This window comes from Bacillus sp. FMQ74, assembly GCF_001875785.1.
GTDB classification, from domain to species: Bacteria; Bacillota; Bacilli; order Bacillales; family Bacillaceae; genus Bacillus; species Bacillus stercoris.
Genome location: NZ_MOEO01000001.1, coordinates 306479 through 330031, shown reverse-complemented (window position 1 = coordinate 330031; position 23553 = coordinate 306479). Strand labels below are relative to the sequence as shown.

General features: G+C 42.9%; 23 protein-coding genes and 1 pseudogene. 11 read left to right on the top strand and 13 right to left on the bottom strand.

All coding sequences use genetic code 11. The features are described 5' to 3' along the window. Nucleotides 1-31: 31 nt before the first annotated feature. Nucleotides 32-1210, bottom strand: a complete 1179-nt coding sequence (locus tag BLL41_RS01765; RefSeq protein WP_071576576.1) for a glycosyltransferase — start codon at nucleotides 1208-1210, stop codon at nucleotides 32-34. A gap of 22 nt (nucleotides 1211-1232) precedes the next feature. Continuing rightward, entirely contained in the window at nucleotides 1233-2423 is a 1191-nt protein-coding gene (gene yjiB, locus BLL41_RS01760; protein WP_071576575.1) for a monooxygenase YjiB, read from the bottom strand. A gap of 390 nt (nucleotides 2424-2813) precedes the next feature. Here yjiB and BLL41_RS01755 point away from each other — a divergent pair, with 390 nt between their 5' ends. Continuing rightward, a complete protein-coding gene (locus tag BLL41_RS01755) occupies nucleotides 2814-3092 on the top strand; it encodes a hypothetical protein (protein ID WP_071576574.1) in 279 nt (92 codons plus the stop codon). A gap of 30 nt (nucleotides 3093-3122) precedes the next feature. On the opposite strand, the gene BLL41_RS01750 is transcribed toward BLL41_RS01755, so the two are convergent. The 4 genes from BLL41_RS01750 to fdhF all read right to left on the bottom strand — a co-directional run bounded on the left by BLL41_RS01750 (nucleotide 3123) and on the right by fdhF (nucleotide 8177). After that, entirely contained in the window at nucleotides 3123-3749 is a 627-nt protein-coding gene (locus BLL41_RS01750; RefSeq protein ID WP_083427900.1) for an NUDIX hydrolase, read from the bottom strand. A gap of 77 nt (nucleotides 3750-3826) precedes the next feature. Then, entirely contained in the window at nucleotides 3827-4468 is a 642-nt protein-coding gene (locus BLL41_RS01745) for a DUF4352 domain-containing protein (protein WP_071576572.1), read from the bottom strand. A gap of 198 nt (nucleotides 4469-4666) precedes the next feature. Further along, complete coding sequence (locus BLL41_RS01740; RefSeq protein WP_071576571.1) at nucleotides 4667-5227, bottom strand: helical membrane plugin domain-containing protein; 561 nt, start codon at nucleotides 5225-5227, stop codon at nucleotides 4667-4669. Continuing rightward, nucleotides 5220-8177, bottom strand: coding sequence for a formate dehydrogenase subunit alpha (gene fdhF, locus BLL41_RS01735; RefSeq protein WP_071576570.1), 2958 nt, complete (start codon nucleotides 8175-8177; stop codon nucleotides 5220-5222). The genes BLL41_RS01740 and fdhF overlap by 8 nt, the downstream gene beginning before the upstream one ends. A gap of 145 nt (nucleotides 8178-8322) precedes the next feature. Between fdhF and BLL41_RS01730 the strand changes: the two genes are divergently transcribed. Together BLL41_RS01730 and BLL41_RS01725 are read left to right on the top strand one after the other, a co-directional pair. Further along, nucleotides 8323-8898 (top strand): YjgB family protein, encoded by a 576-nt coding sequence (locus tag BLL41_RS01730; protein WP_071576569.1) that lies wholly within the window; start codon nucleotides 8323-8325, stop codon nucleotides 8896-8898. Between the two features lie 101 nt (nucleotides 8899-8999). After that, nucleotides 9000-9398: a ribosomal maturation YjgA family protein gene (locus BLL41_RS01725; RefSeq protein ID WP_071576568.1), complete on the top strand. Its 399-nt coding sequence runs from the start codon at nucleotides 9000-9002 to the stop codon at nucleotides 9396-9398. An 11-nt stretch (nucleotides 9399-9409) separates the two neighbouring features. Here the strand turns inward: BLL41_RS01725 and BLL41_RS01720 are convergent, their stop codons facing one another. Beyond that, on the bottom strand, nucleotides 9410-10309 hold the full coding sequence (locus BLL41_RS01720) for a DUF2268 domain-containing putative Zn-dependent protease (RefSeq protein WP_071576567.1): 900 nt from the start codon (nucleotides 10307-10309) through the stop codon (nucleotides 9410-9412). Between the two features lie 126 nt (nucleotides 10310-10435). Between BLL41_RS01720 and BLL41_RS01710 the strand changes: the two genes are divergently transcribed. Both BLL41_RS01710 and BLL41_RS01705 read left to right on the top strand, forming a co-directional pair. Further along, the gene (locus BLL41_RS01710) at nucleotides 10436-10603 is read left to right on the top strand and encodes a YjfB family protein (RefSeq protein ID WP_071576566.1); all 168 of its coding nucleotides are present in this window, start codon (nucleotides 10436-10438) and stop codon (nucleotides 10601-10603) included. Nucleotides 10604-10731: 128 nt separating this feature from the next. Next, nucleotides 10732-11205, top strand: coding sequence for a YjfA family protein (locus BLL41_RS01705; protein WP_069838965.1), 474 nt, complete (start codon nucleotides 10732-10734; stop codon nucleotides 11203-11205). Between the two features lie 38 nt (nucleotides 11206-11243). Here BLL41_RS01705 and pdaC read toward each other — a convergent pair whose 3' ends face one another. Then, a complete protein-coding gene (gene pdaC, locus BLL41_RS01700; RefSeq protein WP_083427899.1) occupies nucleotides 11244-12647 on the bottom strand; it encodes a peptidoglycan-N-acetylmuramic acid deacetylase PdaC in 1404 nt (467 codons plus the stop codon). 253 nt (nucleotides 12648-12900) lie between these two features. Here pdaC and cotT point away from each other — a divergent pair, with 253 nt between their 5' ends. The 4 genes and pseudogenes from cotT to BLL41_RS01670 all read left to right on the top strand — a co-directional run bounded on the left by cotT (nucleotide 12901) and on the right by BLL41_RS01670 (nucleotide 15589). Then, nucleotides 12901-13137, top strand: a complete 237-nt coding sequence (cotT, locus tag BLL41_RS01695; RefSeq protein ID WP_069149406.1) for a spore coat protein CotT — start codon at nucleotides 12901-12903, stop codon at nucleotides 13135-13137. A 120-nt stretch (nucleotides 13138-13257) separates the two neighbouring features. Then, nucleotides 13258-14248: pseudogene (gene cyoE, locus BLL41_RS01690) on the top strand (heme o synthase). A gap of 730 nt (nucleotides 14249-14978) precedes the next feature. Further along, nucleotides 14979-15308, top strand: coding sequence for a YjdJ family protein (locus BLL41_RS01675; RefSeq protein ID WP_071576561.1), 330 nt, complete (start codon nucleotides 14979-14981; stop codon nucleotides 15306-15308). 86 nt (nucleotides 15309-15394) lie between these two features. Further along, nucleotides 15395-15589 (top strand): DUF4177 domain-containing protein, encoded by a 195-nt coding sequence (locus BLL41_RS01670; protein WP_003232825.1) that lies wholly within the window; start codon nucleotides 15395-15397, stop codon nucleotides 15587-15589. Nucleotides 15590-15630: 41 nt separating this feature from the next. On the opposite strand, the gene ybaK is transcribed toward BLL41_RS01670, so the two are convergent. After that, on the bottom strand, nucleotides 15631-16110 hold the full coding sequence (gene ybaK, locus BLL41_RS01665) for a Cys-tRNA(Pro) deacylase (RefSeq protein WP_071576560.1): 480 nt from the start codon (nucleotides 16108-16110) through the stop codon (nucleotides 15631-15633). Nucleotides 16111-16339: 229 nt separating this feature from the next. Here ybaK and BLL41_RS01660 point away from each other — a divergent pair, with 229 nt between their 5' ends. Together BLL41_RS01660 and BLL41_RS01655 are read left to right on the top strand one after the other, a co-directional pair. Further along, entirely contained in the window at nucleotides 16340-16735 is a 396-nt protein-coding gene (locus BLL41_RS01660) for a hypothetical protein (protein ID WP_071576559.1), read from the top strand. Nucleotides 16736-16958: 223 nt separating this feature from the next. Continuing rightward, the gene (locus tag BLL41_RS01655; RefSeq protein ID WP_071576558.1) at nucleotides 16959-17465 is read left to right on the top strand and encodes a GNAT family N-acetyltransferase; all 507 of its coding nucleotides are present in this window, start codon (nucleotides 16959-16961) and stop codon (nucleotides 17463-17465) included. Nucleotides 17466-17507: 42 nt separating this feature from the next. On the opposite strand, the gene BLL41_RS01650 is transcribed toward BLL41_RS01655, so the two are convergent. From BLL41_RS01650 to manR, 4 genes are all read right to left on the bottom strand, one after another. Next, nucleotides 17508-17990: a YjdF family protein gene (locus tag BLL41_RS01650; RefSeq protein ID WP_081483611.1), complete on the bottom strand. Its 483-nt coding sequence runs from the start codon at nucleotides 17988-17990 to the stop codon at nucleotides 17508-17510. A gap of 169 nt (nucleotides 17991-18159) precedes the next feature. After that, nucleotides 18160-19107, bottom strand: coding sequence for a mannose-6-phosphate isomerase, class I (gene manA / locus BLL41_RS01645; protein ID WP_071576557.1), 948 nt, complete (start codon nucleotides 19105-19107; stop codon nucleotides 18160-18162). A gap of 14 nt (nucleotides 19108-19121) precedes the next feature. Beyond that, on the bottom strand, nucleotides 19122-21074 hold the full coding sequence (manP, locus tag BLL41_RS01640) for a PTS mannose transporter subunit IIABC (RefSeq protein WP_071576556.1): 1953 nt from the start codon (nucleotides 21072-21074) through the stop codon (nucleotides 19122-19124). A 148-nt stretch (nucleotides 21075-21222) separates the two neighbouring features. Next, nucleotides 21223-23169: a mannose transport/utilization transcriptional regulator ManR gene (manR, locus tag BLL41_RS01635; RefSeq protein WP_071576555.1), complete on the bottom strand. Its 1947-nt coding sequence runs from the start codon at nucleotides 23167-23169 to the stop codon at nucleotides 21223-21225. Between the last annotated feature and the right edge of the window lie 384 nt (nucleotides 23170-23553).

The window sequence follows — 23553 nt, the reverse complement described above, 5'->3', positions numbered from 1 at the left end:
AAATCGGATTGATGATTTCGGTTTTTGTCATTTACTGTGGGACAGCGGAGTTTTTCATAAATGCTTCAATCGCAGCAGCCGCACGCTCCGCCCCGCCTGCTTCTTTGACATCCTGTTGCATATTCTTAACGCGGCTGAGCAGCTCTTGATCACCGGATACAGCCTGAACCGCTTCCTGCAGGCTGGAAACCGTCACTTCCTCTTTCGGCAAATAAACGCCGAGGCCTAAATCATCGACACGCTTTGCGGTGAGCTCCTGCTCATACATTTGCGGAATGACGACTAGCGGCACACCAGCATCCATTGCTTCCATCGTACTGTTCATTCCCCCATGCGAGATGAACAAATCAGCTTTCTCTAATACCTCAAGCTGGGGCACGCTTTGTCGAATGGTAAAGTTAGCAGGAATATCTTCCAAGCTTTCTGGATCAATCGTTTTCCCAACAGACATGATCACTTGCCATGAAGAATTCCGAAATGCCTCAATGCACATCTTGTAAAATTCCGGCCAGGCGTTAAAGGCCGTTCCCAATGAAATCAGCATAAGCGGGCGATCGCCCTTTTTAATTTCCAAATTTTCTTGTTCCGTCCGTTTTCCAAGAGATGGTCCGACAAAACAGAAACGGTCATCGAACGTCTCATGCTGTATTTGAAAAGATTTCGGCATAAAGACAATATTCAAGGTCTCCGGCACAGCTAATTGTTCAAAAGAAACAGCCGGCAACTGCTCTTTTTCCAAGTAGGCTTTGAATTCAGCCTCTGCTTCTTTTATTTTTTTCAGCATGTCTTCATTTCCTAACTGAAAGGATTCATTTTGGGCATATGACGAACAGAGCTTAATGGCCGGAACATTAAACTTGTCAGCAAACAATTTTCCAGCCAGCGCGACAAAATCATAAATGACCAGATCAGGCTGATCATCCTTATATAACTCCTCAAGCTGCGGCAGAATGCTGAGTGATTCTTTCAGAAGACTGAGGGGCGCGTCATTCTTTTCCATCATCTCCCTGATTTGCTTAGGATCAATATTCAAGGATGTATGATAGATCAATGCTTCTCCACCCGCTTGCTCAACAGCGGGCGCAAACTCCTCAGTCGTCGCGTATGTGACACGATGCCCTTTCTCACAAAGCTTTTCTACTAAAGCAAGCGTAGGGTTGACATGACCGTACGCCGGGATATTGATCATCGAGATATGGTACTTTTTCATGAATCTCCAGTCTCCTTATCTATTACATTTTCACACGGAAGCTCTTTAATCCGTATATCACGCTGTTTTCAATAGGAGTGATACTGACGCACTCCATATGAGGAAAAGCAGAAATCAAAGACGTTAACGCGATATTTGCTTCAAGACGGGCAAGCGGGGCCCCAAGGCAAAAATGGATGCCATGACCAAACGCAATATGCGGATTGGGATGGCGGCGGATATCAAACATGTGCGGTCTGTCAAACTTTGCTTCATCACGATTTGCCGATGCCACAAACGCCAAAACCATATCACCTTCTTTCATCAGGTGCCCCCCGATCTCCGTATCCCGCTTGGCAATGCGCCTCAAAACCGGGGCGGGCGCTCTGAAACGCAGGGCTTCCTCCACTGCCTGAGGCATCAGTTCAGGATGGCGGCGCAGTTCCTCGTAAACGCCTGGCGTTTCTAATATGCTGTACATCGCATTTGAAATCAGGTTTGTAGTGGTTTCATTTCCGGCCACCAGCAGCAGCGTGCAAAACGGAATCAGCTCTTCACCGGACAGCTTCTCGCCTGTTTCCTCCGCTTCCACTAAAATAGAAATAATATCCTGTGCCGGTTTGTTTCGCTTTTCTTCTATGATGCCGGCAAAAAACGCGGCCAGTTCTTCCTCACACTTATCTCGTTCTTCCAAAAAGGCTTTTTCCGCTTCTTCACTTTTATCCTTCGGTGTGCTGACCAGAAGATCAGACCATGCTTTAAACTGATCCATATGCTCTGAAGGCACTCCCAGCAGCTCAGATATCACAATAACCGGAAGCGGGTATGAAAAATCGTGAACAAGGTCAAACTCACTACGCTCCTGTAAATTTTGAATCAGTTCATCTGTGATTTCCTGAATTCTCGGTTCCCATTGCTTCATCACGCGCGGGGTGAAGGCTTTATTCACGACTGAACGGATTTTTGTATGCCTCGGCGGGTCCATGTTAATGATGGAATTTCCAATAGAGCTTGTCTGCTGCGGCATGTAACTGGAAAACAGCTCTTTATCTCCAATAACTTTTTTGACATCATCATAAAGAAAAACGCTCCACACTTGGTTTTCTTCATCAAAGGAAACAGGCGCATCTTTTCTCATCGATTCGTACCATGGAAACGGATGATAAGCATCCTGTTTGTTTTTCCCATTGAGCAGCGCTCGCTGTAAGGCTTGCCGGCGGTTTAACACATTCATGTATAGTCACTCCCCTTGAAAGAATTTAGCAATTGATATGCCACTTCACCTCCCGCTTTCGTAAAAGAGAGGGACTACCACATATAATCAAATTAATAACAGCAGGCAGGCGATCACGATGTTCGATGCAGGCATCATATATTCCCCCTCGAATTTCGTTCATCTTACCATAATCTTTCAATTTTTTTCTATTCTGCGCTGCTGTTTTGGCTCACAACGTGACCTTAGGCATAAGCACGCAAATCCAATATGCATTCAATTGCACCGCTCCGCTCAAAAAACATCTCTGTTATCAACCAAATGCACTAACTCCAAAAATGACTTTCCCATTATGTAAAATAAACTGGTTCTATGATTAAATAGAAGGTAAAAGGTGAAGGAGAGAACAACGTGGCAGCACAGACTGATTTCAAAAAACAAGTTGTCGGCATCCTACTTTCACTTGCATTCGTACTGTTTGTGTTCTCTTTTTCTGAGAGACATGAAAAACCGCTTGTTGAGGGAAAAAAACAGGAAAACTGGCATACTGTCGTCGACAAAGCCTCTGTCAAAATTTATGGCAGCCGATTAGTTGAAGAAAACAAATTAAAGCAAAAACTCGGCCATAAACAAGCCGATTCTATTTTGACCCTTCTGAAACTCGCCAACGAAAAACACATTACATTATAAAAAAGAAAGAGCCCGGAGGCTCTTTCTTTTTTAGTCAAATATTGTTTTCTTGTCCGGATGGCGCAAAAAGTCAAACAGCATGCTAAGCTGTGAGGGTGTGTTTCGTTTTGGAGAAAGCGGCGGGAGTCTGTCTTCCGGAAAAAAAGCGGCATGATTCGTCTCAATCCCTGTTTTCCCCTGCCCGCCCGTCATGCTGCATGCGATGAAGATTTTATAATAGTGATAAGGCTGAGGAGGATGAGAGTGTTTTTGGCTGTCCAGCACGGCCAGCAATCGAGACGGCTCAGTATCGTACCCCGACTCTTCTTTGATTTCCTTGACCACGTTTTCAGCTGGCGATAAACCAATCTCGCAAAATCCACCCGGCAGCGACCACAGCTCATCGTGCTTCTCCCGGACAAGCAAAATCTGATTCTCTCGGAATACTGCGCCGCGCACATCCGCTTTCGGTGTCGGATAGCCGCTCTCCCCATTCCATAAATCAGTGATAACTTCAATGTCCGTCTGTGAGTAATCCGCCATCATTTCTGCGCTGAGCTTCATTAGCTCTTCGTACCTCTCCCTGTCGTACACATCCTTGGAAAAAGCAAGCCCCGCCTGTGCGATCGCCCGAATCCGCTGTGCCCGTTCCAGCCATTTGGTTTGCACTTTTATCACTCATCCTTTCAAGTCAAGTTTCGCTATAAAAATGCACGTTTTCCACAGATGAAAAACGTGCAACTGTAAATTAGCTTCTAATCTAACTTCACCAAGTAATCAATATCGTCCTTTACTCTCTCTTCTGTATTACTGCTATTTGTATCAGCTAAAAACGGATTATATACCAGTGTGTAATGTTTCTGTTCTCCTTTAGGGATGACATAACTGAGTACACCTGTAACCTTTTTCCCCGATACTAGTGTTCCTCCCATAAGGATTCTGCCCTTCTCTTCTATAGAAAAAACAGGCCGCACTGATTGATCATTCTTGTCTCTTAAATCAAACCCGGTAAAATTGTAGCTTATTGAATCTTTTCCTGTGTTTTCCATCGTAACTTCTATAATAAGCCGTTCCTCATCATCTTTTATTGTTTTTGTCTCCTCATTTACAGCTCCGCCAACATTCATATATTCACCTTTTTGCACTCTATCAACTTTATTCACTGTAAAATTCGTATGTCCTGCTTTAAATGTTTCTCCTATTTTATGTATTTTATCATCCTTTTTAGCCTGCGGTACATTACCTTCTTTCAATTCCTTATCAAGTTCCTTTTCAAGCTCTTCTTGTGATTTTTTCTCTTTCGGTTTTTCCTTCTCTGATGCATCGCTCGATTGGCTGCACGCAGAAAGCGCTAACCCGATCGTCAAGACAAATAATAGTAATAAGACTTTTTTCATGATTGTTCCCCCATCTAAAGTAATCGATTTCTATTATAATCAGATTTTTCCTTTTCTTAATAGGTAAGAAAGTAACAATTATTCCTATCTCATTCATCACAATCTTACTTCTTCCTAGTTTTTGAATATTTTTTACTAGTCCATTAGACCTTTTCATCAAAAAAACCCGAGCTGGCTGAAGCCGGCTCGGGCGGGAGGTCAATCTCGCTTATTCATTCCTCTTTTCTCTCGGGGTTCCTGATGATGTTTTTGGTGCTCGGGAGGCTGTGTCGTTCGTTCCAGCTCCTTTGTATCTTGTCCCATTCCTTTTAAAAAGGAAAAGAGCAGTGTAATTGATTTGTTGATTTCCGGGTCTTTGAGCGAGCGGATGATATCAAAATAACCTGTCTTTTCTTCGCTGTTTTTCTGCTCTACTGCGCTTGCCAAACCCGCATTCACTTTCAAAATGAGAGGCTCCAGCTGCTTCACGTCCAGCATGCCGAGCGTCCCAAACAGAAGCAATAGATTTTTCAGCGTGTTGGCCGTTTCCTCTGTATCTGCTTTTTTCACCAGGATATCAAGAACTTTATCCCCTTGGCCAAAAAGGCCGCGGAGCAACGGCAGGACACCGCGCTCGTTCATATGGCCCAGCATATGCAAGGTTTCGAGAATCGCTTCTTTGTGATCAACTAGAGCATCTTCAATTTCCCGCAAATCACGCTTTCGCTGCTCCTCTTCGGTTACCTCGATTTTTTGGATTCGTTTAATCGCTTTAGCCATTATACCCAATCCCCCTTTTCACTGCGTCGCCAGGGAAAATATAATCCTTCCGCTCCCATTTCTTTTGAACCTGCACACCGATTTGCGGCTGCGGATTGCCGTTGCGGTGATTGATCTTAGGCAGCGGGTTGATTCCATCGTGCTTCAAAATTTCCATCTTTGCTGAGGTTTCTTTGTAAGCTGGCGTATCCGTATCTTTATCGGCATGGCTGCCTGTTAACAGGTTGATCGCCGCTTCCCCTGAATCGTTCATTGGCAGATACACTTCCTTCCCTTTGACACGATCAGTAATCACACACTTCACTTTAACATTGCCAAAAGGCGATGTGAGTCTGACGAGGGTTCCGTCCTGAATCCCTCGTTCTGCCGCAAGCTCAGGCGAAATTTCTAAGAACACTTCCGGTGTTTTCTCCGAAATCCCTTTCGATTTGTAGGTCAGGTTTCCTTCATGAAAATGCTCCAAGAGCCGTCCATTGTTGACGTGGATGTTATACTCCTCACCGAACTCCTCAGGCTCTGTCCACTGAACGGGGTAAAGAATGGCTTTTCCATCCGGGAAAGGGAAGCGATCCGTAAAGAGTAAAGGCGAATCCTTTCCATCTGCGCTTACAGGCCATTGAAGGGACTTATAGCCTTCAAGACGTTCATAAGTGACACCGGCATAAATCGGCGACAGCTTGGCTGCTTCTTCCATAATGTCTGCAGGGTGCTCATAGTGCCAGCCGGCGCCAAGCTTATTGGCTACTTCCATAATAATCTGCCAGTCAGGCTTTGATTCGCCCAGCGGTTCAAACACCTGATACAGCCGCTGAATCCGGCGTTCTGTGTTTGTAAAGGTTCCTTCTTTTTCAAGGCTCGGGCTCGCAGGAAGAACCACATCAGCAAACTCGGCTGTACGTGAAAGGAAAATGTCCTGCACCACAAAGAAATCAAGCTTTTCATATGCGGCGTGCACATGATTGATGTTGGAGTCGACAAGACCCATTTCTTCTCCTTTTACATACATCGCTTTCAGCTGGCCGGAATGGATTTTTTCGATCATTTCGTGGTTGGTCATGCCCGGCTCCTTCGGCAGCGGCACCCCCCACACCCGTTCGTATTTCTGGCGGACTTGTTCGTCCGTCACTTTTTCATAGCCCGGCAGTCTGTCAGGCATGCTTCCGAAGTCACTTGCTCCCTGCACATTGTTATGGCCGCGCAATGGGTAAGAACCTGCTCCCGGTTTTCCGTAGTTTCCTGTCACAAGCAGCAGATTAGAGATCGCCGTGCTCGTGTCGCTTCCCCCAATATGCTGTGTCACGCCCATCGCCCACAATGCGCACACACTGTCAGCTTGCCCAATCATCTCGGCCATCTGGATAAGGGTCTCTTGATTGATCCCGGTTTTCTCCTCGGCATATTCAAGTGTGTATGGCGCCAGGCTTTTTACATATTCATCCCGTCCGTTCACTCTTTCCTGCAAAAAGCGCTCATCAGCTTTGCCGTTTTCAATTAAATATTTGGCGATCGCATTCAGCCAGACAATATCTGAACCGGCACGCGGCTGGACAAATAAATCAGAACGCTCTGCCATTTCGTGTTTTCTGATATCGGCTACGATCACTTTCTGCCCTCTCAGCTTATGGGCACGTTTAATGCGAGTGGATAAGACTGGATGCGACTCAGACGTGTTCGAACCGATAATCAAAACAAGGTCAGCTTGCGCGATATCTGTAATTGATCCTGAATCACCACCATAGCCGACTGTCCGGAACAGGCCGGCAGTCGCAGGGGATTGGCAATAGCGCGAGCAGTTGTCCACATTGTTTGTGCCAATGACTCCTCTGGCCAGCTTTTGCATGAGATAGGATTCCTCGTTCGTACATTTAGACGATGTAATAAAAGCAAGTGAATCCGGTCCAAACGCTTCTTTCAATTCCGTGAACTTGCTGGCGATCAGCGATAACGCCTCCTCCCACTCTGCTTCACGAAAATGGTCGCCTTCCCGGATCAGCGGCTTTGTCAGGCGTTCCTCGCTGTTGACGAAATCCCAGCCGAACTTTCCTTTCACACAAGTAGAAATGCCGTTGGCCGGCGCTTCCTCTTGCGGCTCGACTTTCAGAATGTCTCTGTCCTTTGTCCAGACATCAAAGCTGCAGCCGACGCCGCAATAGGTGCAGACGGTTTTCGTTTTTTTGATTCGTTCATCACGCATAGCGGATTCCATATCAGAAATAGCGAGAATTGAGCCGTAGCCTGTTTCTACGCCTTTCGTGATCTCGATCATCGGACGAAGTGTTTCATTATCGATGCCTGTTAAATATCCGGCTTCCCCCTCCATTCCTTTTTCCATCATCGCATTGCATGGGCAGACGGTTGAACAATGGCCGCATGACACACATGACGACTCATTGATCGGCACATCGTTATCCCAAATGACGCGCGGGCGTTTCCGCTCCCAGTCAATGGTCAGTGTTTCAGTGACCTGAACATCCTGGCACGCTTCAACACAGCGTCCGCACAAAATACATTGATCTGGATCATATCGATAAAACGGATGGGATTCATCCTTATGGTAAGGCTTGTGATCAAACGGAATGCTTTGGTGATTGATTTTCATTTCCTTCACCGTATTATGTATTTCGCATCCCCCATTGTTGTAATCGCAAACTGTGCAATAAAGTTCATGATTATATAAAATCTTGTCCATTCCGATTACCTGCGCTTTTTTTACGTCAGGTGAGAGCGTATCAATGACATCCCCATCCTTTAATTCAGCGGAGCACGACCTCTTCAGCTCACCATTGATGCTGACGATGCACGTATCACATGTTTCAATCGGCCCTAAGCTTGGATGATAGCAAACTTGCGGCACTTCAATCGAGCTGTTATTCAAAAGCTGCAGCACCGTCTGTTCCTCAGACGCTTCCATTTCAACGCCGTTTATTGTGATTTTTTTCTTGCCAGCCATCTCCATTCCCCTTTCTTGCTTTATATACCGAATTACCTATTTCAGTTCCCTTATAACAACGCAATAAAACATACAAAGCGCACTCACATGTTTTGTTGCATAAACACGGGGAAACGGAATGGTAGATGAATAAGGAGGGATTAGCATGAAAAAGACAATGTCTGCTATTACCGCGGCGGCAGCAGTAACAAGCTGTTTTACCGGCTTTGGAGCTGCATCCTTTTCAGCGCCGGCAAAGGCCGCAGCTCAAACAAATACACTCTATGAAAATACAAACCAATCAGCCGCTGAGCTTGTCAAAAACCTTTACAACACCGCCTACAAAGGAGAAATGCCTCAGCAGGCGCAAGGCCTTACCATTAACAAAAGCACAAAAGGCGATGTCCATGCTGCGTTTGGGGAACCGGAAAGACCAGTCGGGGGAGACAATCGATTTGATTTATATCACTGGAATATGGGGCAGCCGGGCTACGGATTTTCCTATCATAAAGACATGACAATTTCAGAAATCCGCTATTTTGGAACCGGTGTGGAACGGCATCTGAATTTAGGCGGTGTTACGCCGGAAGTGCTGCAGAAGCAATTAGGCCCAGCGAATCGAGTGTTGACCGTCCCGTTTACCGATGAAATCGACTATGTATATGATACAGGCCGCTATGAACTTCATTTTGTAATAGGCACGGATCAGACAGCCGACCATGTAAACCTAAAAGCAAAATAAACACCCTACGCGGCTAATTCAGCCGCTTTTTTAGTGGACAAATAAAAGATCTATTTCTTACAATACAGGGAGATGAAGAAGAGACGGGGTATCAATTCGCAATGAAGCGAAATCGATGGATATATGCAGCTTTCACCATACTAATCATTGGGCTCGGGCTTGGATCCAGAGCATTCGCCTGTGTTCTTCCTGATACCATCAATACTTATCTGGGAGACTCGCTGTGGGCTGCCATGATCTATACGGGATGCGGGTTTCTATTTCTGAAACTGAAGACAATGATAACAAGCATTATCAGTCTTTCTTTCTGTTTTGTCATTGAATGCAGCCAGCTCTATCATGCCGGATGGATCGACCAGATTAGGGATACTTCTCTTGGCGGACTTGTACTGGGTTACGGGTTTTTATGGAGCGATATCGAAGCATATACGATCGGAATTGCCGCCTGTGCCGCCATAGAACTGCTGGTTTTGGGAATCAAAAAGCGCCGCTGTATGTGACGCTTTTTTTTTCATGTAGAAAACAGCCCGCATTGAGAAAGAATGGTCTTCGCATCCAAGCCCGTGGCCTCGCTTATCGTCATGTGATGTTGATTCATAAATGACTGAACGGCATGATAGCCAACTGCATAACCCGCAAAAGCCGATAAACCTACAGGTTCAAAGCCTTTGTCTTTAGCAATTGGATCACCAAACATATAACGGCTGACTTCCGAAAATCCTTTCACATCCAGCACCTCATTAATCACATCAATGGAATATTGCAAATCCTCATGATCAAAACAAGTTACCCAAGGGCCCAATCGTTCTGTGCCAAATAGCTCGCGGGCGAATGATTCAGCCAATCCTTCAATCACAAGATAATCCCCGACACTCACAGAGCCATGATCAAAATCAATATACGAAAACCGCAAATTATGATGAAACTCATGAGCAATAATTGAAGGAATCCTTGGCAGGTTATAACTGTTCGGATTAATCCATACATGAATAAAGCCCGGTATCCCGCCAAATCCGCAGTAGCCTTTTTGCAGCTGAAGCTTATTTGGATGAGCGATATAAAGGCCGAATTTGATCTCCTCTGCATTCACCCGCAGCTGTTCGCGCTCAGTAAAAAGGATGCATTGCCGAAGTGCAGATTCCGCTGTCTCTGGAGCATGTGATTCCTTCAGTATTCGCAGTGCTTTCTGCCCGATTTCAACATCACAGACATCCAAATAGCCAAGCATTTTCGCAGCCATAATCACATCATAGCCGTTTGGCTCCTTCGCTTTCAGCGGAACATGGATGGCGACCCACATCTTTTCAAACGGCCTCATCATCGTATACCGAAATTCATCCTTTCTTTTTTGTTCTTCCATTGAAAACAGCTTTTCGTATTGCTCAAAGGTCTTTTCCATGACAAGATTCATCCTGATCCCTCCTTGTCAAAAACATACGGTATGCCGCAGCGTAAGGGTCAACAGGAGAAATTAAGCCATTTTTCACTGTAAAATCATACAACCCCGCCGATAGGTAAGGCATAGGAGGTGGAACCATTGGATATTCCTGCTTTATCGATTGCGATGCATCAAGCATCCCTTGCCCAGAATGTAAATATCGCTTTAACGAAAAAAATGCTGGATACCGCCCAGCAAAATGCCGATCAAACCTTAAAGATGATTCAGCATCCGACTCTCGGACAAACCATTGATGTAAAAGTTTAACCTCACACCAAAGGCGGCCAAGAACTCCATCCTCCCGGCCGCCTTTATTGTTCACAAAAAAGCATGCATATTTTGATTGTTCCTCCGTATGATTTATTGTTTGCCATATTAAGGAGGTCATAAAGGATATGAAAAGACTGTTTACGAAGGCTTCATTGGTGTTATTCGCAGTAGTATTTGTTTTTGCCGTCAAAGGTGCACCCGCAAAGGCGGAAACCCATGCCTACGATGGAAAAAGCCCTTATTATAATGATTGTGCGTCCAGCGGCTCTACAAAAAAATCCTCAAACTTAGTGAATGCCAGCAATCAAGTCATTGGAGTAGTCGAGCTTAAATTCAGCAGTACATGTAAAACGGCTTGGGCAAAAATCACGATGAATAATACATTGACGTCAGGCTTTGAAGCAAATGCGGAGATTACCCGGAACACGGACGGAAAGAGATATAACTGTGATTCTGCAGGCGGCAACGGAAAAGCGGTCGCCGGCCAAAAATCTTGTTATACACCGATGGTATATGATTTAGATCCAAGGACTTCTTACGCTTTCGGCAAGTATTCAGGGCCGAACTTGAATGTTTGGGCCACCACAGGCTCTTATTAAATAGAAAAAAGGCTGTCCGTACGGGCAGCCTTTTCCTACTAATTTGCTTCTCTTTGTTTTTTAACCTCTTCAAGCTGAGAAACTGTCACCAATTGATAACCTTGATCGGTGAGCTTTTTCATAATTTCATCGGCCGCATCAGCAGAGGTGCGGTAAATATCGTGAATCAAGATGGTTCTTCCATCTCCCGCCTGATTCATGACACGGTCAACGATTGTTTTTTTGTTACGGTCTTTCCAATCTTCCGGGTCAACGTCCCATAACGCGACATCCATTTTCATTTGACTCCGCAGTTCATCATTAATGCCGCCGTATGGGGGTCTTACAAGCGTCGGGCGGTACCCGCTTATTTTTTCAATGATGTCTTGCGTGTCATTGATCTGCTTTAGCGCTTCTTTCACTGGAAGCCTTGTGAGAAGCGGGTGGCTCCATGAATGGTTCCCCACCTCATTTCCTTCTTTCAGCATTCTGATTAGCGTTTCCGGATAATATTGAACCCTGCTCCCCAAAACAAAAAACGTGGCATGACCCTTATATTTCTTCAAGGAATCCAGAATCTGATTTGTTGTCGCAGGATTCGGCCCGTCATCGAAAGTAAGTGCAATGACTTTTTGATTTGGATCAACCGTTTCCTCTTTGGGTAAAGAAATCACTTCATGCTTTGGCTTTTGTTCTTTGATTTTATTTTTATTTTTTGCTTTATCAATATATTGTTCTTTCAGAATGTCTTTCAAAAGACTTTTCTTAATGGCAATCGATTGCTCTCCAAGATAGCCTGCTGCAACCTGATATGTATCAAAGTAAAGTTCGATATAATCTTCCTTGATGGCAAACCGGCTGAAGTTTTCTTTTTTCGGAGCCGTCCCTTCCTTTAACAGCGCATCGTCCGCTGCAATGTCCTTATTCTTTTTCAGCTCGTGATAAGCGATTAACGAAAGCTTATGTAAGTAGTCAGCGTCCTCTTTGAAAATATCATCAATGGAAAGAAACGCTTGTTTACTAAAATCATAGTTAAACGTTTTTTTCACGGTTTGACCGTGTGCGCCCCCGATATATTTATATTCATTAAATACAATCGCCACTGTCTGTTTGGCATAATGGACAATTTTATAATCAACATTTAATTCGTTGCGTTTTGTCGTATGCTCTTGGTCAACATTTTTTGTTTCCTTTTGAAATTGTTGAACCTCTTTTTCTGCGAATCTTTTTAATACCGAATCCATTTTTTTATTTTTGAAAACGGGATAGTTTACCGCGTAATTAAACGTTTTCCCGTCATTGACAAGCGTTGCGATCTCAACATTCCCATACTGAGAATCAGTTCTTACTTTATTCATGACCGTTTCTTTTTTCAACGAATGATTATGGAAAAAGCCGATAAGGCCCACCACAATTACAACTGCTATTAATACATGAAACCATTTGATTCTTTTTACCAACAACAAAAACTCCTTCTTTCGTAGCCATTTCGATTTATTCTTCATCAGTTAGAACTGTATCTATTTAGAAATACTATTGTAATATTTCAGTAACATTTATTTCACATTTGTAATACTATGAGATTTAGAAGTTCATGTCAATCCTTTTTAAGGAATTTCCTCATAAAATAAACCGGGTTTCATGAATGTACATACACCCAACTTAAGCATCAAGAATATGGTAAAAGGAATAAAAAAAGCTAGGGAGGTTTTCCTCTTGGATTATCCTTTGAATGAACAGCTATTTGAACAAATGACACCTTATGATGAGAGACAGCCTTATTTTTATCCGCGTCCGAGACCGCCATTTTATCCGCCTTATTATTACCCAAGACCGTACTATCCGTTTTATCCGCGTCCGCCTTACTATTACCCGCGCCCACGTCCTTACTACCCTTGGTACGGTTACGGTGGGGGCTATGGCGGAGGATTCGGCGGCGGTTACGGATATTAAGCGTTCTTTGCCAAAATGGGGGCAGTCCAGCTCCCCATTTTTTTATTAAAAATGACAATATCATGACAAATATAGGAAACAATTGTGATTCCATAGCCCTCTTGTTACGATAACTAAAGCATGCAGTTTTGGGGGAGGCGTCTATTTTTTGGGGAATACAAGAGATTCGGCAGCCATATCTGAAACGAAATACATAAAAGCTTCGAACCGGGTAACCATTTACGATTTTATCAAACTTGCAAAACCCGGCATTATCATATCAAACTCGATAGCAGCCTTTGGCGGATTTTGGATCGCGTTTGCAAGCGCAGGAAAACAATTAACCGGAATGGCTTTTTTGATGACAATGGTGACAGCAATGTTGGGAACCGCGTTTGTGATGGCCTCCGGCACTGTCTATAACAACTATTTTGATCGGCATATGGATGCAAAAATGGCACGCACTCGCAGCAGGGCCTCGGTCACCGGGAAAATGCCGCCAGCCATGATCCTAACATATGGCACTGTGTTAGGAATCGCAGGTCTAGCCATGCTTTATTACCTCAATCCATTAACAGCCCTTCTTGGACTGGCTGCCTTTATTTTTTATGCGATCATCTATACAGTATGGGTGAAGCGAACGTCTGTGTGGAGCACTTTTGTCGGGAGCTTTCCTGGAGCTGCGCCGCCATTGATGGGGTATTGTGCCGTAACCGGAGATTTCAGTTTGACAGCAGTTCTGTTGTACACGATTATGTTTTTGTGGCAGCCCCCGCATTTCTGGGCGATTGGGATAAGACGCAAAGAGGAATATCGTGCGGCTGGCGTTCCGCTTTTGCCAGTAGTCAAAGGCAATCATGTAACAAAAATAAAAATGATGCAATATATTGCCGTTCTGGTGCCGATCACGCTATTATTTCCTTTTTCTCTCGGCACCGGCCATATGAGCCCATTTTATTTCTTAGCCGCCTTGGTTCTTGGAGGCATATGGATCAAAAAAAGCATCAAGGGATTCAAAACAGACGATGACGTGAAGTGGGCGAAGGATATGTTTGTCTACTCGCTCATTTATTTTTGTTTGCTGTTCGTAATTATGATGATCGATTCATTTGTGATGTTTCTGATCAGATGATACAAAAAGAGCCACACATTAATGTGACTCTTTTTTGTTTGGAAAAACAGCCTCTAATAGAAATGTCACAGCAAAAAACACTGCCATGCAAATCAAAAATCGTATAATCTCACTCAAAATCCAGCTATCAGCTATGCGCATACCATCGGTTTCTCGGAGGGTTGCGCATACTGAAAAAATCATGAGTATGTTTTTTAGAGTTTCTTTGTTCATGAAATACCATCGCTTTCTTGATAGGATGACTTAAAAGCAAATAAATCATAGGTAAGTCAGCCGAATATAAAACATGTCGCATCGTTGCATGTTGATGTTTTTGCAACCAATTGCAAAGTTCAGCAAAACAGATGAAAACCGTTCAGTGATTAAACAGATCTTTTGCGACAGACGAAGCGGCGGAAAGGCCGAACCGTCTGCTTCAGTACTTTCTCCTAATAAAAAAACGAACATGTGAAAATTCAGTAACAATAAACCCACAAGCGAAAAGACTGCCGTCCCCCTTGCCTACTATCGGGTGTCGCTAAAGTTCATAAATAAAATCGCTAAGAAACACATATGATTCTCCAATCCATAAACCCGAACGCTTTTTCCATCATCAGGTATTATAATCCAAACACAAATAAAAAAATAGACTTACGTTTGAGTTGCGTGAAAGAGAAATTGCGAGAATAACCCATACGGTGGTAATATATTGTTTGATTTTCCCATATTTAGATTTGGAGGTCACACAAAAGTGAAGGGAATATTTTTAGTTGTTCAGCTTGGATTTTCTATTATGGTATTTCTGTTTTTAGCTGCTGTTAATTGGTATCAAGGAAGCGAGCTTGTTTCAGATCGATTTGATTGGAACTATACTGCTAAACTCTCAAAGCTGTTAAATGGAATTGATGCCGTCAGCAGCCAGAAACAAATTTCACAGCTTGATTTTTTCATCTACTCCGCAAAACACTATCCTGTAATGAGTACGTTAATGATCATCACTTTCTTATATGTTCTGGCCGCTCTGTTTTTACTTATATACTCAGTCAAACGCAACAAGCAAGAGATTCATTTGGACTGCTGAGCCAATGAGATTCATGTTAATAATCCCTTAGGTTTTCGGAACTTCTTGCTCAATCTTACGTATATTCTAATAGGAGGGATCAAATGATGAAAGAATATGAATTCGTAAGAGTTGAGCTGAGTACGATGAGAAGAAGGCCTAAAGAAGACTACCAGCAAATCATCCATGATTATGCAAAAAGAGGCTGGAGATTCGTTCAGATTTTCGCTCCAAGTATAGATGGGTATGGGGCAGCTGCTTATTTTGAAATCATATTTGAAAGAGATGCGGAAAAAGCTTAATCGATATGACTAAGCTTTTTTGTTTCCCCTATATCTGCAGTCTATACAATTTCTGCAAATGCGGCATTACATGATTTGGCTAAATCTTGTGGCGCCAACTTTAGCTGCATACCGATTTTCCCTGCACTGACAATGATAAAATCAAGCGTTTCTGCAGATGCATCAATATAGGTCGGGAACAATTTTTTCATGCCAATTGGCGAGCAGCCGCCGCGAAGATAGCCAGTTACCGCTAATAGCTCCTTCATTGCAATCATCTCTATTTTCTTTTCCCCTGTCACTTTTGCTGCCTTTTTTACATCTAACTCTTCTGCTACAGGTACAACAAAGACATAATATTGATTAGTTCCTGCTGCTGCCACCAATGTTTTATATACATACTCCAAAGGATAACCGATTTTCTCCGAAACAGAGATGCCATCTGCCGGCTGGCCGTCTGTTTTATACCCTAATAACTCATAAGAGATGTTCTGCTGTTCTATCAGACGAACCGCATTTGTTTTTGCCAATTTTTTCGCCATCGTTTTCACCCACTATCAAAATAAATATAATCTTCTTTCTTGCAGTTAATATGTAAATTCTATCATCCTAACCTGCATTTTCAAGGTTACTAGCATTGAATCAATGAAGGGACAAATTGATTATCTTGGACGCCTATAGCTCATTATTAATCAACATGAAACAAAACAGGAATGAACGAATGACACCCACATACAATTTGTATGAATGTTAAAATAAGGAGTGGTTGCTTTGTATCATTACTTGTATGGTCCTGCGTTAATTCCTTACTTTTCACATACTCATACTCCTCAAAGAAGTCCAGACTTTTCAGAAAGACAGCGAAGAAGAGAAATCACATTGACTGTAGACGGCATTATCCCCCCATCTTCCTCCGAGGATCTCGGCGACGGCTTTTATTCTTACGCATGGACGAACCAGCAGGTCATCAATCCAGGTGAATACCTAGTTTGTCATCTAGAAGGCAGGGATATCAACGTGCTAAATGGCGGGTTCACTCCGCGGGATACTGCTCCATTGTATGCGGTAGCAAGCTTTCCAAGACGAAGAAACCAATGGGTCATTATCATTCATAATCCTGTTCAAACCCAAAGAGCACTATCGCTTTATTTGATTGCGAAAAGGTAGCACAACATGTTTTCAGAAATCCTGCATTCAGCACAGAAAAACGGGTAGGAATACTTTGACATCGGCGTTTTCCTACCCATTTTGGTCTGAGCAAACTCTTAGTTTTCAATAAAAACAATTCTTTCAATCCCCCTCAAGTTCTTCTATCTCTACTGCCAACGTACCAGAGAAAATTGTTATATGTTATCATTATTCCCAGTAAAAAGAAAAGAGGGTTTGTTATATGGTTCTCCTTGAAACGAATCGATTACGATTACAAGCGATTGATATTCCCCTTCTTGACGCCGCGTCCAAACAAGATCATCAGGCGATCAAAGACTTAGGTTATGAAACAAATGGTGAATGGCCAAATTCTGATTTTTTTGAAGCGATACCTTATTTTCGTGAGATTTTAGTGAAAAACAATGGAACAAAAGGATTTGATTCATGGATTATTGTAAAGAAGGACAGTCATGAAATTGTTGGAGGAACTGGATTTTTAGGTGACCCAGACGAGAAAGGCATGATTGAAATGGGTTTTGCGACAAATAAAAGTCATCGCCGCAAAGGTTATTGTGTGGAAGCTGCCCAAGAACTAATAAACTGGGCATTAAGCCAAGAAGCAGTGAACCTGATTACCGCAAGATGTGAACATGATAATCTAGGATCACAAAAAACTTTGGAGAAGCTAGGGTTCACATTGGATCATAAATCAGCGGATTATATGCATTGGATATATGTTACAAAGTAGAGTCCTAATACAAAAGCAGGCTTTGGGCCTGCTTTTGTTGGATTATTTACCTCTGTGCTTCTTTTTCGCTTTTTGCTTTTTGAGCATATACCTCTGCTCTTTTACATGTTCTCGTTGTTCTTTCGTTATTTGTTTTTTCTTTTGCTTTCTTGCATCAAGCTCTAGTTTTATTGCCTCTTGCGCTTTTGAAGTTACTCCGGCATTTTTCACTTCTTTGGAAACCTGACGCTGTAATCTTTTTGGATTGATCTTTTTTTGACGTCTGCCTTGTAAACGAACTCCTTCCTGCTCTGTTTGGGCCATCATATTCAGGAGTTGGTTATGAACAAACGCTAGTACTTCAGAATCCTTCGGCTCTTTGCCAAAAAGATGACGAAAGGCTCTTAGCTTTCCATTGTTCACAGTTTCAACAACGCCTACCCAAAACTGACCATCATAGTAAACCGTTAATTTCATAACGATTCCCTCCTCATAAAAAATACGAAAGAATGATGGACATCCCGAGGAGGGGAAGGTTACTGACATGATCAATCATGCATCCGGACTACCAACCGAATCGTGTTTTTTCATTCTTTACCATATACAGAAAATAGTGTAACACTTCTTCTCCGACTATTAAACTCTTACTTGATTTAAATCATCGCTGGAGAATAGGAGTCTTCACTCGCAAATTTATTTCTCAAGCCCTGCCATGTTACAGATGGGAGACGATACATTCGGCATACCCTTCGAGTTTAAATTCTCCAAAACCATGAGGCAGCAACATATGATCTCCTTTTTTGAAAGGATAGACATACTCACCGGAGATCATACGGCCCTCCCCTTCAATCACACTGATAAGAAGGAATGGTTTTTGCTGCTTTAAGCTTGCGGATCCTGATAAGTTCCATTTCCCCACCGAAAAGTAAGCGCATTCAACGAATGTCGTTGTAAGCAAATCTTCAATTTGTTCATGGTGAACTGTTTGCCGTTCTGGAATAGACGGGACCCCTATCACTTCGATGCTCTTTTCCAGATGAAGCTCGCGCAGCTTGCCTTCTGCATCTTTTCGGTCATAATCATATAATCTGTAGGTTGTGTCTGAGTTCTGCTGCGTCTCTAAAGCCAGAATACCTTTTCCAATCGCATGAACAGTACCGCTTGGCACATAGAAAAAATCCCCCGGCTTTACCTTTACTCGGCGCAAGAGCTCATCCCATTCTCCACGCTCTATCATGGTAATTAGTTCTTCCTTTGTTTTTGCATTGTGGCCGTAAATAATCTCTGCATCTTTTTCGCAATCAATAATGTACCAGCATTCAGTTTTTCCAAGCTCACCGTTTTCATGTATTTTGGCATATTCATCATTCGGATGCACCTGAACAGATAAGTCCTGATCAGCATCTAATATTTTTGTTAGAAGAGGGAAACGGTCCCCTTCAAGCTGTCCGAATAAATGTCTGTGATGTTCCCATAATTCGCTGAGCGTGAACCCCTTATACATTCCGTTTTGAACAACGCTTTGACCATTTTGATGCGCGGCAAAAGCCCAGCACTCCCCTGTTCGTTGTGACGGAATGGTATAGCCAAAATCAGCTAAAGCGGTCCCGCCCCAAATTCTTTCTTTGAAAACAGGCTTGAAAAATAACGGTTCAGTCGTCATGAAAATCCCCCGCTTTATTCGATTTCTTCTAGCAGCTTGTATGCTTCTTCTGTTGTTTGCACGGAGAGCAGCCGCTCCCTATAATTGTCATCCATTAGCTTTCGAGATAGCATCTGCAGTATTTTGAGATGCTGGTTCCCCCCGCTCTCTTTCGGTACAGCAATCATAAAGATTAATTTAGCTTCTGATCCATCCAGGCTATTCCAATCAACGCCTGATCGTTTGATCCCAAAGGCAACACTCGGCTCCCTGACCGCCTCAGACTTTCCGTGCGGAATCGCGATATTCATGCCAATCGCCGTTGTTCCCTGTTGTTCACGCTTCAAAATGGCTTGTTTAAACCCGCTCTCTGAAAGCAGCGCACCTCTGCGGGACAATTTCTGAATCAATTCATCTATGATGTCATCCCTCGTTTCCCCCAATAAATTTGGTTCAATTAATTCTGGCCTGATAATATCAGTCAGTTTTTTGATTTCCGCTATCTCAGCTTTTTGGCTTTGAATTGGCTGCTTTATTTCATTTGCTGCCGCAGCTTCACTTGGCGCGGAGGGCGGTGCAATTTCACTGAGCACAGGAGACGCCGTAATATCCTTTTTTAGTACATTAACGAACAGAGCAGTGACAAGAGATCCTGCAATCACAGCAATAAAAAACATCAAAACATGATCAACTGCGCCAAGCACTGCAACGATAGGTCCGCCGTGCGCCACTCTGTCTCCCACATTGCCAATCATGGCTATCACAGAACCTGTCATAGAACCTGCCATAATACTTGGAATGACGCGCAGAGGGTCCTGCGCCGCAAATGGAATCGCTCCTTCAGTAATGCCAAAGAGCCCCATCGTAAATGCCGCTTTCCCCATTTCTCTTTGGGATGTCTCAAATTTTCTTTTTCCTAAAAACGTCGCAATGCCAAGGCCAATCGGCGGGATACAAATGGCGACAGCAATTGGTCCCATAATTTCATAATTTCCTTCTCCAATCATTGCCGATCCGAACAGAAATGCGACCTTATTTACGGGACCGCCCATATCAAATGAGATCATCGCACCTAAAATCAACGCCAGAAGGATCGAGCTCGACCCTTTCATTCCCGCCAGCCAAACCGTTAATGAGGCGAAAATTTGAGCTACAGGCGCACCGATCAAAAATACAAACGCTAAACCTACAATCAGAGATGCAAATACCGGAATAATAATAATCGGCATAATCGGTTGGATGGCTTTTGGTACTTTTACTTTTTTTATCCATAGTGCAGCATATCCGGCCAAAAATCCGGCAATGATTCCCCCAAGGAATCCGGCGCCGCTTGCGCTGTCATAAAAACTGCCAGTCGCCGCAATATAACCGCCGATCATCCCTGGCACAAGACCCGGTTTATCAGCGATGCTATAGGCGATATAGCCGGCTAAAATCGGAATCATAAATGAAAATGAAGCACTGCCGATCTGTTCAATCGTTTTCCAGAAGGAGTCATCCGGAATAACTAAGCCTTTAGGTGTTTTCTCCCCTCCAAGCGTTAATGCAACCGCTATCAATAATCCGCCGACGACAATGAAAGGAACCATAAATGAAACGCCGTTCATTAAATGACGGTAAATAGGATTTTGCTTCTTCTCCTGATGATTGCCGGATTCCGATTTTGCAGCGGAACGATAGACCGGTATATCCCCGTTAAGAGCTTTTTGAATCAATTCTTCCGGTTTGCGGATGCCGTCCTGTACCCCGACAGACAGCAGTTTTTTGCCTATAAACCGGTCTTTGTTCACCGAGCGGTCTGCAGCAATAATGATTGCGTCCGCTTCGCGAATTTCCTCTTCGGTTAGCTTATTTTCGACACCAATTCCCCCCTGGGTCTCAACTTTGATGCTAACGCCCATTCTGTCAGCAGCTTTTTGCAGATTTTCCGCTGCCATATACGTATGGGCGATTCCGTTCGGACAAGATGTAATCGCTAACAGTTTCATAGGAATCCTCCTTTAAAGTGTGAATGATAAGATCTTGTCTCAACTGTATACCGAAATCAGCACGTAAAAATCGCTTTTTTTACCATAGGTTCCGGAAATAAAGGCATTTTTCCCTATAACAAAAAAAGCAAGGAATAATCCCTGCTTTTTAATAATCCAAATGAGATAAAAATGACATGACATTGGTTTCTTTCGTCAGCTTCTGGACAAAGGCCGGCTGCTCGCTAAGATATGAAAGCTCGCTAAACAGCTGCTTTGTCATGGTTTGATCCTCGTGTTTGACAGCCAGCATAAAGACAAGCGAAACTTTATCATTTCCCCATTCAAGCGGCTCTTTTAATGTGGCAATCGCAATTGCTGATTGTTTAATATATTTAGCGTTCGCATGAGGAATGGCAATGCCTGACCCAATGTTTGTCGCCGACATTTTTTCCCTCATCACCGCATGAACCGCATAGTCCTTTTCAACATAGCCTTTCTCAAACAAAGCTGTCGCCAGCTGTTCAATTAACTTGTAGCGATGCTCCGCCTCCTGCTGCAAAAAAACCAAAAAAGGAGTCGTATTATTCAGCATCTGAAACGTTTTTTGTTTTTGGCGGTGTGATTCGCCCAGCTGACGTATAAATGCACTTAATTTCTTCTCTTCGCCAGGCTCTAAAAGCGGAGACACAACAATATGGGGAACCGTTATATTCTCCAGCGCAATGGTGGATATGACAAGATCGATATCCTCATGCTTTTTGATATAATCCTTTAAATCGGCCTTTGCAATACAGGCCATTACGGCGATTTGATGATATTTCCGTTCAATTTTCGTCCGCAGCAATTGTGACATCCCAATTCCCATGTGGCAGACGATGATCGCCTTTTTATGTGTTTCGCTGCTGCACTGCATCCGTTCGATCGCTGCCTGGAAATGCAGTGTCAAATATGCTGCCTCTTCCTCAGGAATATGAAGATCAAATGTTTGATTGATGTCTTCCAAAACATCAATGATAAGATGAAACAAATAAGGGTACATCTTTTTGATGTCATTCAGCATAGGATTTGATACTGAAAGATCGTAGCTCAGCCGCTGTAATACTGTATTGAGATGAATGTTCAAACCATTGATCAAATCCATGTCTTTGTGAAAATCCATCATTTTCAGCTCTGAAACACGATTGATTAAATGCCCTACAACCTTAGGAAGCACAGCATTTTCAAAGTTTTCTTCTTTCTGTAATGGATAACGAACCTTACCGCCCAATATATGTAATGTTAAATACACGGCTTCTTCTTCTGGAAAACGGATTGCAAAAACCGGTTCGAGCCGTTGTAAACAAGCAAATGTCCATTGATATTCTTTCTTCTTTTTTACTGCCGCCATTTCTTTTGGGGACAATGAAATCGGCTGCTTCATTTTGATCCGGCGGACCATTAATAATGTATGCAGCAGCAAACTCTCAAACGTTTCATCTGTGAAATAGAGAGAATGCTTTTTTTGTAATGATTTGATTTCTTTCGCCACAAAGTCTACTTCATAATGTAAAAACTTACTTTTAATAAATTGGCTCGTAAACTCTGTATTGTGAATCAAATCAGATATTCTTGCCAATGCTTTTCTTTTATTTCTTTCGTTCCCTTCAACCTTTAATCCAAGCCGCTGCCTAGAAACCAGCGTGAGATCAAAACGCTTCAGCCACTCTTCTACTGCGTATAAATCCTTTTTAACGGAAGATCGATTGACAAAATGCCGAGCGGCAATTTCTTTTGCGGAAACAGGCTTCGGATTCATTAATAAGTCATAAGCAATTTGCAGCATTCTTTCTTCATCGCTTCGCTGCCTGGAAGAAAAATGATCAGTATGTAATTGTTGGCTTAGCCGGGTCCTTTCCTGTTCTTCTATATGTAAATAAACGCCCAACCCTGGTTTTCGAATAAGCTGTGCATGAGAATGCTCATTGAGATAATCCTCGATCACTTTCAAATCATTCCGGATTGTTTTTTCAGAACACTGTACCCTATCTGCGAAATCTTGCACAACTAAATAGTCATCAGGTTCAGATAACAACAGATACAAAATCTCTTTTTGTCTTGTATTTATGTATTCCATCTGTTTTTCTATCCTTCCTGTCAGTATCCGCTTGAGCAAATTGATAGTATAAGTATACTATATAAGAAACCGTTTACATTATAAAATAAAATCATAGAGACAAAAGTTTCGTTTTTTACCGAAGCTTCCGGAAAAAAGCGAATTTTATATTCTTTGAGTTTGTTATGTAATGTATTTTTTATCGTTATTCAGCAGAAATTCATAAAAATACTCCAATTCTTCACCTATTTAGAACGAAGATTTTCTAATGTATGAGTACGAAAGTAGAACATGATGAAGAAAAGTGATTTGGTATCTTCGGGGATAAAGTGCAGGTAACAAAATTCCCACACGCTCAACAAACTAATAACCATCAAATGTGTGCTATTAACATTTTAAGGATGG